Below are 13,349 nucleotides of genomic sequence, written 5' to 3'. Positions count from 1 at the left end.
GGCAAGTTCGTCCGACACCGCGAACACGCGCCCAACATGCCCCCAAGACTTGCTATTGCACCTCCCGATAAGCTCGCGTATAGTTAGCCGAATGGATAACTATGGAATTGCGCTGAACTCGGTCTTTCACGCACTGGCGGACCCTACGCGCAGGGCAGTTATTCAACGGCTCGGCGTGGGGCCCGCGACGGTGAGCGAGTTGGCAGAACCCTTCGACATGGCTCTGCCGTCGTTCATGAAGCATGTGCGGGTACTGGAAGACACCGGGTTGATTCACTCGAGCAAGACCGGCAGAACTCGCACGTGCATGCTCGATCGCCAGAATCTGGCGGCCGCCGAACGGTGGTTTGCCGAGCAGCGCGCGATCTGGGCAAGCAGGTACGACAACCTCGACAACCTGTTGGAAAAACTCCAAGGGCAAGACAATGAAAGCTGACCTTCGATTTGATTTCGTCGTCGATATGGAAAAAAACAGCATCACGGTGAAGCGGGAATTCGCAGCAGGACGCCAACTGGTGTGGGATTGCCATACAAAGCGCGAATTGCTCGATCAATGGTTCGCGCCCAAGCCGCTCACCACCCGAACAAAGCACATGGAGTTCAAGGAAGGCGGCTATTGGCACTACGCCATGACGACGCCTGACGGGGAATCATTCTGGAACCGTCTGGACTACCAGGCAATCAATCCGATCGATGGCTACGTAGCGCTCGACGGTTTTTGTGATGAATCGGGCGTCGTGAATCCGAGCCTGCCGAGGGCACGCTGGGACGTCGCTTTCGCCGATGCGAAGGAACGGACCCTTGTGACCACCGTTGTGCTCTACAACTCGCCGGCAGATGTGCAAAAAGCTATCGAGATGGGATTGAAAGACGGTCTGGCTGCCACTCTCGAACGACTCGACGAGCTGCTGCTCACCATCGTACCGTCAGAAGCGCGTGCATAAGGACTACCGCAAGCCCCTGGCCAGCAGCGGAGAAATCCATCACTTTCCGCGCTTGGCCAGACGTCGACATGGCGATCAACGCCACCCATTGCCGACGAGCGGCAGATCATCCGTCATTCAAACTGAAGCAAAAAACCTCGCCAAGGCGTGCGCTACGGCCTCAGGCTGTTCCTCTGGCTGAAAGTGTCCGCAATTCACGATGGTCTCCCCGCACACCTCATCTGCGAATGGGCGGAGTGCAGCCGACATATCCGGGATCGACCCCTGGTCTGCACTGAGGCCGAGTACCGGCATCTTGAGCTTCCGGTCGTGAGACAGCGCACGGTTCTGTTCGACCGAAAGCGCCGCGGCGCGATAGAATGCGAGCCCCGCGCGCATTCCGCCAGGCGCGCAGTAGGTCCTCAGATACTCGGCAATTTCGTCCTCGCCGTAACATGCCGGATTGGCCGCCTTGCTCCAGAAGAACCACTCGAGATAGGCTCTTTCCCGACCGGCAAGAAGAATCTCCGGAAGGTCCGGGACCGCGTGAAAGGAGAAATGCCAGGTCTTCCACGACAGATTGGAAGACGACGGCAGCATGTCCGGCAGGGTGATGCCTGGAATGCCCGCATCCATTAGCGCCAGCGCCTCGACTTCCTCGCTGAATAGGTGCGCGTATGGAAACGCAACCCATGCGCCGACGTCGTGCGCGGCGATACTGTATCGCTTGATGCCGAGATGATTCACAAGGTCGTGCACACGTTGTGCGACGGTTTGCGTGTCATAGCCGTCGAGCGGTCGATCACTATCGCCTTGGCCCGGCAAGTCGATGGCGACGACACGAAAGTCGTTGCCAAGCAACGGCATGACCTTACGCCACGCGTACCAACTCTCGGGAAAGCCGGCGATGAGGACGACGGTACGTTCTGCCTGCGCGCCACCGTCGACATAGTGGAAACGCAGACCATTCACGGTAGCAAATCGATGTTCAAAACCGGCGGGGGTGGCCGGCAGTACGCCATGTGTCATGACGGAGTCCTTTTCGAATAGCGCAGCGCGACGGTCATCGCAGTCAGTGCGACCACGCCGCATACGCTGCCGGTGTATGAACAGATGGAAGGGTCGGTGCTGCCTTCGCTACGCGGTAAGCCGCGACCGGAGGTGAGTCCGACCGACGCGAGCGCAAGAAATCTAGCGGTTCATGGTCACTCCAGGACTTTGAGTGCAAGGGCAACAAATGCGTCCGCATCGTCGCTGAATGCACTGGCTTTTCCGAGCACGCGCATGCCCTGCAACAGCGCAAGCAACACATCTGCCACGGTCGTGGGATCGCTTGCGGTAGTGATCGAGCCGTCGTCCTGGCCTTGAGCGACCAGCCTGGCCAATAGATCTCGACGCTGCGCAAGCTGGCCCCGCAACGCATCGCCGACCCGAGAGAATTGAGGCAGCTCGGCGATGCCCGCCACCAGCAGACAGCCGAGTTTGCCCTCCTTTCCTTGGCTAAGCCGGGCATATAGGCCAAGCAGCGATGCGATGCTGGCGCGTGCGTTCTCCGCGCCTTTTATCATGGCGCTGACCTCCGCCTCGCGCCGGGCGATATAACGCTCGAGCGCTTTGGCAAAGATCCCTTCCTTGTCCAGATACGCCTTGTAAAGGCTGCCGGCCGTCAGGCCGGTAGCCTGCTGGAGATCGCTAATTCCAGTGGCCGAATATCCCGAAGCACTGAATAGCGCAATGGCGCGACTAAGCACTCGCTCTTCGTCGAATTCTCTCGGCCGCCCCCGGGGCCGGCTTGCAACAGCCTGGATCATCTTCATCGCGCCTATTTAGGAAACAATCACATCCTAAATTCTCTTTCTCATGTTGTCAATCGGCCGGGAGACAGGCTATCTCGAGGCCTGGCAGGATGGGCATGCGGAGCGCCTATCGCGTTGAATTCGCCGGGACAACGGACGCATGCCGCCGGCAAACTCAACTTGCGAGTGCCGTAACGAACTCGAGGAATCTCGTTCCGAACAAATCCGGCGATAATGGCTCGTCAGCGTGTGACGCCTTGACGATTATCAACCGCCGTATATTCGATAACGCCCCTCGATATGACTATCGATACCGGCCATGCCGCCGCCGTACAGCTTCAGAAGCCATCCACCTATACGAGTTCAGTCGAGCCACCTCCCCCGCGACGGGTTCGTATTGGGCGTGACGTGCTGGCCGGCGTTTCGATAGCAGGACTCTTGCTGCCGGAGGCCATTGCCTACGCGGGTATCGCTGGACTGCCACCGCAGGCGGGCCTGATTGCGCTGCTCACCGGGCTTGTCGTCTATGGGCTAACGGGCAGTAGCCGATTCGCGATCGTATCGGGAACATCCTCATCCGCAGCCGTGCTTGCCGCCACGGTGGGGGCCGGCGACGGGGGCATCGGTGCGCAGCTCGCCTACGCCGCCGCCCTCGTTGCGGCGACTGGCATTCTTTTTCTGCTGGCCGGCGCGTCGCGTTTGGGCGCTATGTCGGACTTTGTCTCGAAGCCGGTCTTGCGCGGATTTGCGTTCGGCCTGGCGCTGACGATTGCCATCAAGCAATTGCCGGCCATACTCGGCGTGCACTCGCATTACACCGATACGCTGCGAATCGCTTTCGATCTCGCGCATCAAGCGCCAAGTTGGAATTTCTATAGCGTGGCGCTGGGGGCGGCTGCGCTGGCCATCCTTTTCGGGCTGGGCCGAAGTGCCCGCATGCCGGCGACGCTGGCGGTGATTGTGCTCGGCATCGCGTTGGGGTACCGGATCGACTGGCATGCACATGGCATTGGCACCGTTGGCGTGATCGATTTTCACGATATGACGGTCGGCCTGCCACGGTTCGACCGCTCACAGTGGCTGCAAACCGCGGAACTCGCGTTTGCGCTGATGCTGATTCTGTATGCCGAATCGTACGGGTCGATCCGCAGCTTCGCGCTAAAGCATGGCGATGTCGTGTCGGCTAACCGGGACCTCATGGCGCTCGGCTGCGCAAATCTTGTCTCCGGGTTACTGCACGGGATGCCGGTGGGTGCAGGCTACTCGGCGACTTCCGCCAACGAAGCCGCCGGCGCGCAGACCCGCTTCGCGGGGATATTTGCCGCAGCGGTCATTGCGCTGATCGTCCTGATGCTGTTACCGCAGTTGTCTCGCACGCCCGAACCGGTGCTTGCTGCGATCGTCATTTATGCCGTCAGTCACTCACTGCACCCGGACGTGTTCAAACCATACTGGACGTGGCAACGTGACAGACTGGTCGTAATAGCGGCGCTGCTGGCTGTGCTCGTGTTTGGCATACTTCACGGCTTGCTGGTCGCCATTGGGGTGAGCCTTCTGCTAACACTGCGTAACTTGTCTGAGCCGGCGGTCTCGGTGCTCGGGCGCCTGAGAGATAGCCACGATTTCGTCGACATCTCCGCACACACGGATGCAACCCCCATCCCCGGCATCACGATCGTGCGGCCAGAGGTACCCCTCTTCTTTGCCAATGCCGAACGCGTGCTCAGTAAGGTGCGTTTAATGCTGCGGGGGCAGTCGACGCCGGTGCAGACGGTAATGCTGAGTCTCGAAGAAACACCCGATGTCGATAGTTCAGTGATCGAAGCACTGCGCATCTTCTCCGCCGAATTGACGTCGCGTGGACAGCGGCTGCTCCTGGTGCGGCTCAAACCGCGCGCGCTTGCGGTGCTTGAACGAGCCTCCGACGAGACGCTGCCGCGTAGCGCACTGTGGGAGCTGAGCGTCGATAAATGCGTGCAGTCGATTGCGGGTGAAACGGACCAGAAGGGCTGACGATAACGGCGGAGAAGTTTGTGGATTCAACCGGGAGTAGTCCTTCGCTCGTTTGTGTGTCGACGTACTCAGCCTGACTAACCAACGTAAGTCGGTCCGTCCCATCCATCGAGGTACTTCGGCAGTTTGTCATCCACGTCGATGACCCTATGCCGATAGAACAGATGCATCGTCGCCCGCATTGGTTCGGGCAACTCACCGCCCGCCGCCCGCGCAACAACGCTGTTGGGAATGACTAACATGCCGAGGCGGTTGGTGCCAAACACTGTTTCGCCGCAATGGGGGCAAAACGCGCGCGACAGTTGCTTTGTCGGGTGTGCAAATTTCGAGAGGCTACCGCTGACCACCGCGACTTGCTCGGGTTGCCATGCAGTTGCCGACAACATTGAAGTTCCGTAGAAATCCCGGCAGGACTGGCAATGACAGTTCGCGCTTGCTTCCGGTTGGCCATGTAACTGAATATTTACGGTGCCACACAGGCACCGAAGGGAATTTGGTTCGGTCATATTGGCTCCGGGTTGTGAGGCGGAAGTATATATAGTCGAATGCTGTCTTTGAGAAAGGCGGACCGTGTCCTGCAGGCCATAAAGCGCCATTCGTCGCGCCCGACCTCCTAACACTCATGCGCTGGCCAGTGACGGCGTCAGCACGGTCAGTAGGCAGGCATACTCGGCCGCTTAAACTAGAGGTCTCGTCGAAACCGGAGATCCCAGATCATGTTCCGAGCATCTATGCCGAGGGTATTTGAGTTGCGAGATATTATCGAGCCGCCACGGGCCTCAAGCGCGTACTTTCGTGATTTTGCGGCGATAGACACGCGAGATCCGTCTGGCTTGCCCGTGAACGTGAATTCCAGAGGATCGACCCGGTGTCATGGGGTGCATTAAAGAGCGAGGCGCGCCCCTACCTCACGCTGCATGATACTAACGGACGCGGATGGCAGCAGTTAATCGATGTTCTAAATCAGGCACGAGCGTACAACTATCTCACTGATCTCGGCTGCTCCGACGTCCGGTTCGTGCCGCGAGGCGGAAAGGAAACGCCCGATCTTGAGGGTGCGCTCGACATGCTGAAGGTGTTATGCGAAGCTAAGACTATCAATATATCTGAGGACGAAGCCAATCGGCGAAATACAGGGCGGAGTGGCTGCATATCGGACTCGCTTAATGAACAGTTCCTCAACAAGCTAATGAGCACGCTAGGCAAGGCCAAAAGCCAGATGGAGACCTATGACATCGGCGGCAATGCGCGGCGCATCGCGTTCCTGATCATCAATTTCGATGACAGTTTCGCGGAATATAAGGTCAACTACTATCGTCAGATAGATCAACATCTTGCCCTTGACACGCTCGAGGGTATTGACATCGTCTTCTACAATCAGCGTACCGCGCTTCATTCGGACGTATCGATGCAAAGCGCCCTCGTGGTCAATGAAGGGAACTGGCCGGATATTGAGTCGAAGTAACTCGCTTCCTAAAAAAGTCGGGGATCGATGAGTCAAGTGGATGTCAGTTGTACCACGTCGGTGCAGGCGCAGCGGGTCGACCGAATGTAATTAGTTGTCAAGTCCCGGCTGGTTGTAAACCCGTTTCACGAACAAATCCGGTTTTTTTGCCTGCCATTTTTTGAGCGCCTGGACGGGTGAGAGGTGATGGAGAGCGCGCTGCGGAATGTGATGGTTGTACGCCTTGACGTAGCTGGTGAGCGTGGCCTCCAACTCGGCGGCCGAGCCGAATCGGGTTTGGTTCACCACCTCGCTGATGCGGCCGTTGAAGCGCTCGACCATGCCGTTGGTCTGCGGGTGCCGGGGCGGGCACAAGCGATGCTCGATGCCCAGCGCCTTGCAGCGTACGTCGAACTTGTGGGCTCCCGATGGCTCGCGCTTTTTGCTGGTGAAACGGTCGGTGAATTGGCTGCCGTTGTCGGTGAGCAGTTTGGTGATCTTCATCGGCGCCGCCTCGCGCAGTCGCTCCAGAAAATTCACGCTGCTGGCTTCGCTCTGGTCGGCATAGATGTGCATGAACACCCAGCGCGTGGCCCGGTCGATGGCGACGAACAGGTAACGCCGCTCGGTCTCATCTGGCATCTGCGGCAAGTACTTGATGTCCATGTGCAAAAAGCCCGGCTCGTAGTCCTTGAAGGTCTTGCTGCGCGGCGCCTCGGCCTCTCCCTCAGCCTGGCTCGCTTGGCGCTGAAGCTCGCGCAGATTGGCCACGCCATGACGACGCAGGCAGCGATCCAATCCCGAGCGCGTTGCCCTCGGGTTGACGAACTCACGGACCACCGCCACCAGGTCATCCAGCGGCAGCAGCAATGTGCAGCGCAACTCCACCGCAATCGCCTCCTGTGCGGGCGTCAATGTCGTGCTGAGCTTGTGCGGGCGATGCGACAAGTCTTCTGGCGTCTCGCGCCCCTTCCACTTGGCCGCTGTGGCTCGGCTGATGTTGTACCGAGTCGCCAACTGATTCAGCGGCGCCGTCGAGTCCCGGATCTCTGTCCTCGTGCGCGGTGTGGTGCGGGCTCTGGCGTGGACTTCACTCACAATATTCGCTCCCCTTTGAAGGACTCCACCACGCCGCGCATCACGTCCCTTGCTCTGTACAGCGGCCAGCTTCGAATGGGTACATGATCACACGGGACGCGACAATTAGTGACTGCGACGCTCAGGCAGCAGCTTCGGAACGAAAGCTGTCGTCGACTTTGTGTATGCCAGAAAGACCGTTCCAGGTCGAGAACCGACGCTCCCTAACGGCCGAAGTCGGCCATGAAGAGACGCTCGTCGTGAAGCGCTGAGCGGCCCGAGATGGGCCAACTTCAGACGTTGCGGCGCAGGTCTGGATAGTAGGGGCATGCCCGCTGCACCCCATCTGTTGCGAAGGAAGGCTGCAAAGACTTTTGAATTCGGCGTCGGATTACTGCCTTTAAACCTAGGGATGGTCGAGAGGCCATGCAACCGGAATTGCTGCGGCCTTAGTGCCGATTGAAGGCCGTGCAGAGTCCTCATGGGTAGCAAATAGTCTCGTCCACGAACCCGTTCCAGTCGAACGGGAGACGAACCAAGTCGGCGGATGAACTCGTTGTGACGGCGTTCCACACGGGATTGACGCCGTTGTCGAATAGGAAGCGCACTTCGTTTTCGACGCTGAAATCCGTGCGAACGACGGCGGCGCTCAGCGCCAACATCGAGCCTGTGGAGTTCATTCGACCAAGCACTTCATCGGGCGTTTTCATCTGCTGGATGAGGTGCGGCTCCATATAGTCAACATCGACGAGCCAGGATCGATGCATATAGGCGGAATCGCTCATAGACATCACGCGATCGAGGAGCTTGCCAACAGTGGTGCCGATCCTTATGGCAGGTACCCCGTGAGAAAAGCTGGCCCAATCCTCAGCGGTAGGTAGCGCCCGCTGCGTCCAACAAAGCGCATGGAAACCGCTGACCGTTGACCCGAGGTGGACAGGCACTCCCGTGAGCGGATCGGTCACTGTGACCGAGGCCAATGGATTCTCAAGTGGGTCGTCCCAGACATTAGCTGTCGCGCACGGCATCGTCAAGCAACCATCGGTTACATCCTTCTGGTAATAGTGCGCCTGAAAAATCCGATAGATCCTCATGTTTGGATCGAGACCAAAAGAGTTCCGCCTTTGGTACTGGCGGTATACCTCGGTGTCTCCGGCTCTTTTCCCTTTAAAGTCCAAGCTATTCACTTCTGCTTGCGCCTGCTCGAAACAGTGGACCCTATCGCGGTCGGAAATGGAAGGAAGGCTATTACTCATGCGCGTTCGGCCTTGATGGTTTTGATGAGTCGTTTGGCATTGCGGTCTCAGGTGATCGGTGATGGCCTGTTCTTTCTCAACGGCGTTCAAGTACGCGTCCCATTTCAGCGTAAATGTTGGGCGAAGCGGCCCCCAAGACAATCGATAACGTTTGGCGTTGCTGGCTGCGACTTTCCACCGGAAACCTGCCAGGCTGCATTTTAACCGCTACGCCTCGCTTCGCGGCCTTTCCGCCGGTCGGCGATCTGAGCCTATTACACTGCGCGGTCAATGAGCCAGCTCAGCCGGCAGCGAGATCTGTTCGCAGATTTGAAGCGCTCACGCGCGGCGAGGGCGTGAAGTGTACGAACGCGCGTCGACGAGGCGCAGACTACACCTTGATGTTGAACGGCGGCACATTGGAACCCCGTCACTCCACAAACGGGTGTCTCAACTGGCGGGCGCCACCGTGACGAGAGCGTCCTCTGTAGCTTCAGGAGCCGCTGTCGGAGCCGACTTCTAACAAAGACCGGATCGGGTCGTTTGGCGGCGTTGCGCGCAGCGAGCAAGCGCCGCCGGGGCAACATACCTGCGCTCCTTTCGGTCCACCAAGCGCTAGGTCAAAATTCCGGCGCGGTTCCGAGGTGCTGCCGGCCACGGCGGCATCGGTCCACCTCTGAAAGCCAGCTCAATACTTCCCGCGAAGGGTCGATCCGTCCAACAGCAACCATTCCTGACCGTTCGGCGGCGGCAGTCGTTCGAACGAGGTCGAAGATCGCGAGCAACGCTCGAAGTTCAGAACGAAGAAACACTAGCTGTTCATACAGCCAGTGAAGCGCCTCTGTTGTCAGCAAGACTTCGAATATCTCGCCTCTGGCTGTGACTCTGTGACCAATGCCCGTCTGGCTGTTAAAAAGTCGAGAATGTACAACCGCGTTACGTAACTCCTTCAGCTGGCTAAATGCGGCCGCCGTACTTTCTATTGCGTCAAGGCAGTCGGATCGCAGCTGCCAGCGCAGTGCCGCCTTTCGGAGTTGTTTGATCTTCTCGTCAAGTCGCCTACGCGGGAGATCGTCTAGTAGGCAGTCGGCAGAAAGATCTTCGCCGCTATACAGCGAGACGTCGAGCATGAACTCGACCCCGTTCCAAGCGAGCGTGACGGCGCCTATCCCAGCCAATTGAGGTTGCGATAAATCCGCCTTGATATTCTCCGTCGCTACTCCCGATCGAGAGGCCGGCGCAAGTCTCAGCAATTGATTTCCCCTTCATTCTTTACTGCTTACCTGGGAGCAATCCGTGTATGGCATTGTAAGAGGTGGATCAATTTCGCGCGACCAAACGTAAAGTGACTTACCCAGAACGACCATTCATTTACCGCGAGGATTGCCAAAGTGCAGCAACAACCGTTGACCGAGTGAATCCACAGTCGAAAGCGGACGCCGGAGCATCTGTTGAAAGGTGGTCGTTTGGGTGGTTTGGTATGTAAGTGTTTGATATTTACCGACATGCAGCGGCCTGCAAAGTCGCTTTTCCAGTGAGCGACTGCAATCGGCTAGGAAGAGCCATTCGGAGCGACCACCGTTTGGACGTTCGTGCGACTACTTCGCTCCGCCAACGGCCCTTCGACCACCGATGAAGTACGTCACGTCCTCGGCTTGAGCGGCCGTCGGAGTGCCGGTCACGGTGAGGCGGCTCATGGGCGCATTGCTGCCGTTCGCGTCAACGTTAGCTCGAATGCTGGTTGTCGTTGCGAGTGAATGAGCACTTGCGATCTCAATGCGGATTTGAGGGGCTGCGTGTTGAAGGCTAGTGCTACGGGGGGGCGTGGTATCGTGACCAGTTGTTGACCACATCAAACATCAAAGCAATGGTCGGGGCGAAATAAGAATGTACAAATTGACCAACAGCAAATGGGGCATCTTGCGGCGGCTGGGACACTACCGAGAATTTGTGCGCGCCGGAAGAGACGACAGCTATCGGGACAGCGACGCTGCAGAAAACGACCGCGGACGACTTGCAGACGACGAAGGCGTTCAAATTCCTGCTGTCTGGGCGGTCGAGTTGTATACTCCCTCGCAGGTAGCGCGGCTAACGGAAGGCCTACGAAAACTGGGCTGGGAACGAGGGCGCATCCGTGAAGACAGCTTAGTCCAATGGACTGAGAAAACGCGGCAAGGACGCACCCAAAGTTGGACCAGCCTCGGCTTGGTATCAGACGTGCGGAAGCCGCACCCAATGAGTGAACGTACTACGAGTTTGCCACCTGGTGTCGATGCCGCGCATCCCGTGCTCATCTCTCTCTCTCCAAGCATTACTGCGCTAGTAATGGGTTTTTTCTTTAGCGAGGAAGAAGCTAAATCGCTAGATGGCCCGCTGCGGAAAATCTATAGTACTTACACGTCGACAAGTCGGCTACTGCGGGTCCGTGATGTTTGGGCGCACATCTTCTTCGGAAAGCGGACCAGATTTGCTAGGACGATCCATAAACCTGATAGTCAACGGCGAGATTCAGTACAGAACGAACTGGCACGATTGGAGCATACGTGCGCAAACTGGATTACGGGCAATTTGCCGGGAGTGTTCGCATCGGGCATCGGTGGCGGGGATTTACCCACTGCCGTGCTTCTAGTCACGGAAAAAATTGCACCAGCGACAGATGATTTTTACCCGGTACGGGCATTCGACGGACTTTCGCTTCGATGGCTGAACGACCGCTGGATTTCACGCCAATGGCCGGGGGCGGCCCTCAATATCTCAGAGGATTCAGATTACAGCAAGGCACGCCTGACGTTCATTTGTCGTCGGTCTGATGCGTTCCCTGCCAGTCCCGGATACAACGACCCTACCTCAAATTGGACGATAGCTCATCGCGCACACGAGACTGTCCGAGGGGTTCTCACCCGTTGGGCACTGAGTCGAGTCCTGGATGGCTACAGTGCGGAGTTGTCAGCCTTACGCGACAAGGCGGCAGGTAATGGCAAATACCACGCGCTCAGGGACTTGAAAACGCTGCGCAGTTTGGTTCGCCATCGCCTATTTGACGCAGCAATAACAGCGCAGGAAATAGAGGAGTTCGCGGGCGATCCTTTTTCGTATCGTTACGACACCTTGGAGATGTACGTAAAAGACGGTAACGAAAAACCTCACTACTTAGCTGATGCGTTACGTAGGTCCCAGATAGCAGACGCGCGGCGGACCTTACGCGACGCAAATTTGCTTCAGTCTGTTCTGTCAACGACCAGTAATATTTCGCAAACAATCAGCAACCTGCACATCCAGCAGGTGGTTATCGTGCTCACGCTAGTATCAATCGTCATTGCAGCTTGGGCGCTGGAGGTATCCGTCAAAGCTGCGCATTGAGAACATACGAGGCAATGTTAAGAGAAAGATGGCCGGCCAGCCGATTTGGATCGAGAGTACGCTCCCGCGCTGACGCTAAGCGAGACATTCGCGACAGTGGACGGCCGAACGGCTGGAAAACGATCTGAAGCGTTCTCACAATAGGTGAGCCCGAACGTCAGGAAAGGCCGAACTCCCGTCTTCCAATGCGACTTCGCGAACGTCCGTTGTACCTTGAAAGCCATCCAAATTGTCACGCCGGGCCGACCGGCCGCAGTGGGTCGAAAACCGCCGACGGACTGACAACCGTTACCGGCCAGGAAACCTCAGTCATGGGCGCCGTCAGTCGGACGCTCGGGCGCCCGATTCTCTCTGTGGATTCAACCGATCGTTCCCACCACTGCTGCGGGGAAATTCAGATTTCGCCGCTAGACGATGCAACCCTTCAACCTGCATCCACCTTCCGGATCGAGACCTAGGCCAGCTTCCCCACGAGCGCCATAGCACACGCCCACCTTAAACCCGCGCCACCTTCGCCGCCTCACTAAGGCAGGCACGAAACAGCGCGGTGGCTGGCGTGTCGTCGGCATCGGCTCGCCATGTGGTGCTGACCGGGCCGAGCGCGGCACCGAGGCTCAACGGCAGAATCTTCAGCACGCCGCCCTCCTCGTGATGCCGCGCCAGCGAGCGTGGAAGCAGGCCCAGCACGGGGTACGACTGCAGCATGCCCACGTTGGCGTCGATCACCACCGACTCGATGGTGTTGATCGGCGTACCCACGCCGTGCGACTCCAGTACCGACAGCAGATGCCGGTGCATGGGCGCACCGGCACTCGGCACGATCCACGCCAACCCTGCCAAGTCCGCCCACTTGATGCGCTTGCGAGATGCCAGCGGGTGCGTGCGCGCCACCACGATGACCGTCGGGTCGTCGAACAACGGCTCGCTGGTGAATTCCGGCGCGGACAGTCCCCGCGCGAGTCGCCCAACGATCATATCGAGTTGACCCACGCGCAGCGCCGGCAAGAGTTGATCCAGCGTGCCTTCGTGCAGGCACACCGTAGCCGTCGGCGAACGCTGCTTGAACAGCGCCACGGCCGCCGGAATCAGGATCGGCGCGGCCACCGACAGCACACCCACCTCGACGCGGCCGCCAACGCCGCTGGTCATCGCATGCAACTCCTCACTGGCACGCTGTGCGTGCAGCAATAGTTCGCGCGCGTGGCGGATCAGGCACTCGCCGTAAGCCGTGGGCCGGATACGGCGGCCATCACGCTCGAACAGCGGCACACCGATCCCTTTTTCCATCTCGTTGAGCATCTTCGAGACGGCCGGCTGCGTCACGTGCAGTGCCTCGGCGACCTTGCCGACCGTCTGGCGATCGGCGAGTGCCACGAGCAACTGCAGGTGCCGCAGTTTCAACTGGCGCGAAAAATACCCATCAATCGCACTACGTTCGAGCGACACGCCAGGCGATGCGCCGGAGGTTGCGGAAGCCATCGATTCATAACCTTAAATTTAT

At 58.4% G+C, this 13,349-nt stretch carries 12 protein-coding genes; 5 read left to right on the top strand and 7 right to left on the bottom strand.

Annotation, left to right across the window (positions count from 1 at the left end):
- The first annotated feature begins 91 nt into the window (after positions 1-91).
- Complete coding sequence (locus OYT13_RS03540) at positions 92-436, top strand: ArsR/SmtB family transcription factor (protein WP_017235523.1); 345 nt, start codon at positions 92-94, stop codon at positions 434-436.
- A complete protein-coding gene (locus OYT13_RS03535; protein WP_017235522.1) occupies positions 426-944 on the top strand; it encodes an SRPBCC family protein in 519 nt (172 codons plus the stop codon). Before OYT13_RS03540 ends, OYT13_RS03535 begins: the two co-directional genes overlap by 11 nt.
- Positions 945-1,061: 117 nt before the next feature.
- On the opposite strand, the gene OYT13_RS03530 is transcribed toward OYT13_RS03535, so the two are convergent.
- Both OYT13_RS03530 and OYT13_RS03525 read right to left on the bottom strand, forming a co-directional pair.
- Entirely contained in the window at positions 1,062-1,952 is an 891-nt protein-coding gene (locus OYT13_RS03530; protein ID WP_268567260.1) for an alpha/beta fold hydrolase, read from the bottom strand.
- A 176-nt stretch (positions 1,953-2,128) separates the two neighbouring features.
- Entirely contained in the window at positions 2,129-2,740 is a 612-nt protein-coding gene (locus OYT13_RS03525) for a TetR/AcrR family transcriptional regulator (protein WP_268567259.1), read from the bottom strand.
- A gap of 279 nt (positions 2,741-3,019) precedes the next feature.
- On the opposite strand from OYT13_RS03525, the gene OYT13_RS03520 reads away from it, so the two are divergent.
- Entirely contained in the window at positions 3,020-4,732 is a 1,713-nt protein-coding gene (locus OYT13_RS03520; RefSeq protein WP_268567258.1) for a SulP family inorganic anion transporter, read from the top strand.
- 77 nt (positions 4,733-4,809) lie between these two features.
- Here the strand turns inward: OYT13_RS03520 and OYT13_RS03515 are convergent, their stop codons facing one another.
- A complete protein-coding gene (locus tag OYT13_RS03515) occupies positions 4,810-5,238 on the bottom strand; it encodes a GFA family protein (protein ID WP_268567257.1) in 429 nt (142 codons plus the stop codon).
- 362 nt (positions 5,239-5,600) lie between these two features.
- Between OYT13_RS03515 and OYT13_RS03510 the strand changes: the two genes are divergently transcribed.
- Positions 5,601-6,197: a hypothetical protein gene (locus tag OYT13_RS03510; protein ID WP_268567256.1), complete on the top strand. Its 597-nt coding sequence runs from the start codon at positions 5,601-5,603 to the stop codon at positions 6,195-6,197.
- 90 nt (positions 6,198-6,287) lie between these two features.
- Here the strand turns inward: OYT13_RS03510 and OYT13_RS03505 are convergent, their stop codons facing one another.
- The 3 genes from OYT13_RS03505 to OYT13_RS03495 all read right to left on the bottom strand — a co-directional run bounded on the left by OYT13_RS03505 (position 6,288) and on the right by OYT13_RS03495 (position 9,618).
- Positions 6,288-7,277 (bottom strand): IS481 family transposase, encoded by a 990-nt coding sequence (locus OYT13_RS03505; RefSeq protein ID WP_268567844.1) that lies wholly within the window; start codon positions 7,275-7,277, stop codon positions 6,288-6,290.
- Positions 7,278-7,732: 455 nt separating this feature from the next.
- The gene (locus OYT13_RS03500; protein ID WP_268567255.1) at positions 7,733-8,509 is read right to left on the bottom strand and encodes a hypothetical protein; all 777 of its coding nucleotides are present in this window, start codon (positions 8,507-8,509) and stop codon (positions 7,733-7,735) included.
- A 599-nt stretch (positions 8,510-9,108) separates the two neighbouring features.
- On the bottom strand, positions 9,109-9,618 hold the full coding sequence (locus tag OYT13_RS03495; protein WP_268567254.1) for a hypothetical protein: 510 nt from the start codon (positions 9,616-9,618) through the stop codon (positions 9,109-9,111).
- A 757-nt stretch (positions 9,619-10,375) separates the two neighbouring features.
- Between OYT13_RS03495 and OYT13_RS03490 the strand changes: the two genes are divergently transcribed.
- Entirely contained in the window at positions 10,376-11,848 is a 1,473-nt protein-coding gene (locus OYT13_RS03490) for a hypothetical protein (RefSeq protein WP_268567253.1), read from the top strand.
- A gap of 495 nt (positions 11,849-12,343) precedes the next feature.
- On the opposite strand, the gene OYT13_RS03485 is transcribed toward OYT13_RS03490, so the two are convergent.
- Positions 12,344-13,327, bottom strand: a complete 984-nt coding sequence (locus OYT13_RS03485) for a LysR substrate-binding domain-containing protein (RefSeq protein ID WP_268567252.1) — start codon at positions 13,325-13,327, stop codon at positions 12,344-12,346.
- Between the last annotated feature and the right edge of the window lie 22 nt (positions 13,328-13,349).

Source organism: Pandoraea sp. XJJ-1 (assembly GCF_026802345.1).
GTDB classification, from domain to species: Bacteria; Pseudomonadota; Gammaproteobacteria; order Burkholderiales; family Burkholderiaceae; genus Pandoraea; species Pandoraea cepalis.
The sequence above is the reverse complement of the archived record's forward strand: the minus strand, read 5'-3'. Positions and strand labels throughout refer to the sequence as shown.

What these genes read in the sequence shown, in the direction of transcription:
- OYT13_RS03540 (WP_017235523.1), top strand. Translation starts at nt 92, where the DNA reads ATGGATAACTATGGAATTGCGCTGAACTCGGTCTTTCACGCACTGGCG.
- OYT13_RS03535 (WP_017235522.1), top strand. Translation starts at nt 426, where the DNA reads ATGAAAGCTGACCTTCGATTTGATTTCGTCGTCGATATGGAAAAAAAC.
- OYT13_RS03530 (WP_268567260.1), bottom strand. Translation starts at nt 1,952, where the DNA reads ATGACACATGGCGTACTGCCGGCCACCCCCGCCGGTTTTGAACATCGA.
- OYT13_RS03525 (WP_268567259.1), bottom strand. Translation starts at nt 2,740, where the DNA reads ATGAAGATGATCCAGGCTGTTGCAAGCCGGCCCCGGGGGCGGCCGAGA.
- OYT13_RS03520 (WP_268567258.1), top strand. Translation starts at nt 3,020, where the DNA reads ATGACTATCGATACCGGCCATGCCGCCGCCGTACAGCTTCAGAAGCCA.
- OYT13_RS03515 (WP_268567257.1), bottom strand. Translation starts at nt 5,238, where the DNA reads ATGACCGAACCAAATTCCCTTCGGTGCCTGTGTGGCACCGTAAATATT.
- OYT13_RS03500 (WP_268567255.1), bottom strand. Translation starts at nt 8,509, where the DNA reads ATGAGTAATAGCCTTCCTTCCATTTCCGACCGCGATAGGGTCCACTGT.
- OYT13_RS03495 (WP_268567254.1), bottom strand. Translation starts at nt 9,618, where the DNA reads ATGCTCGACGTCTCGCTGTATAGCGGCGAAGATCTTTCTGCCGACTGC.
- OYT13_RS03490 (WP_268567253.1), top strand. Translation starts at nt 10,376, where the DNA reads ATGTACAAATTGACCAACAGCAAATGGGGCATCTTGCGGCGGCTGGGA.
- OYT13_RS03485 (WP_268567252.1), bottom strand. Translation starts at nt 13,327, where the DNA reads ATGGCTTCCGCAACCTCCGGCGCATCGCCTGGCGTGTCGCTCGAACGT.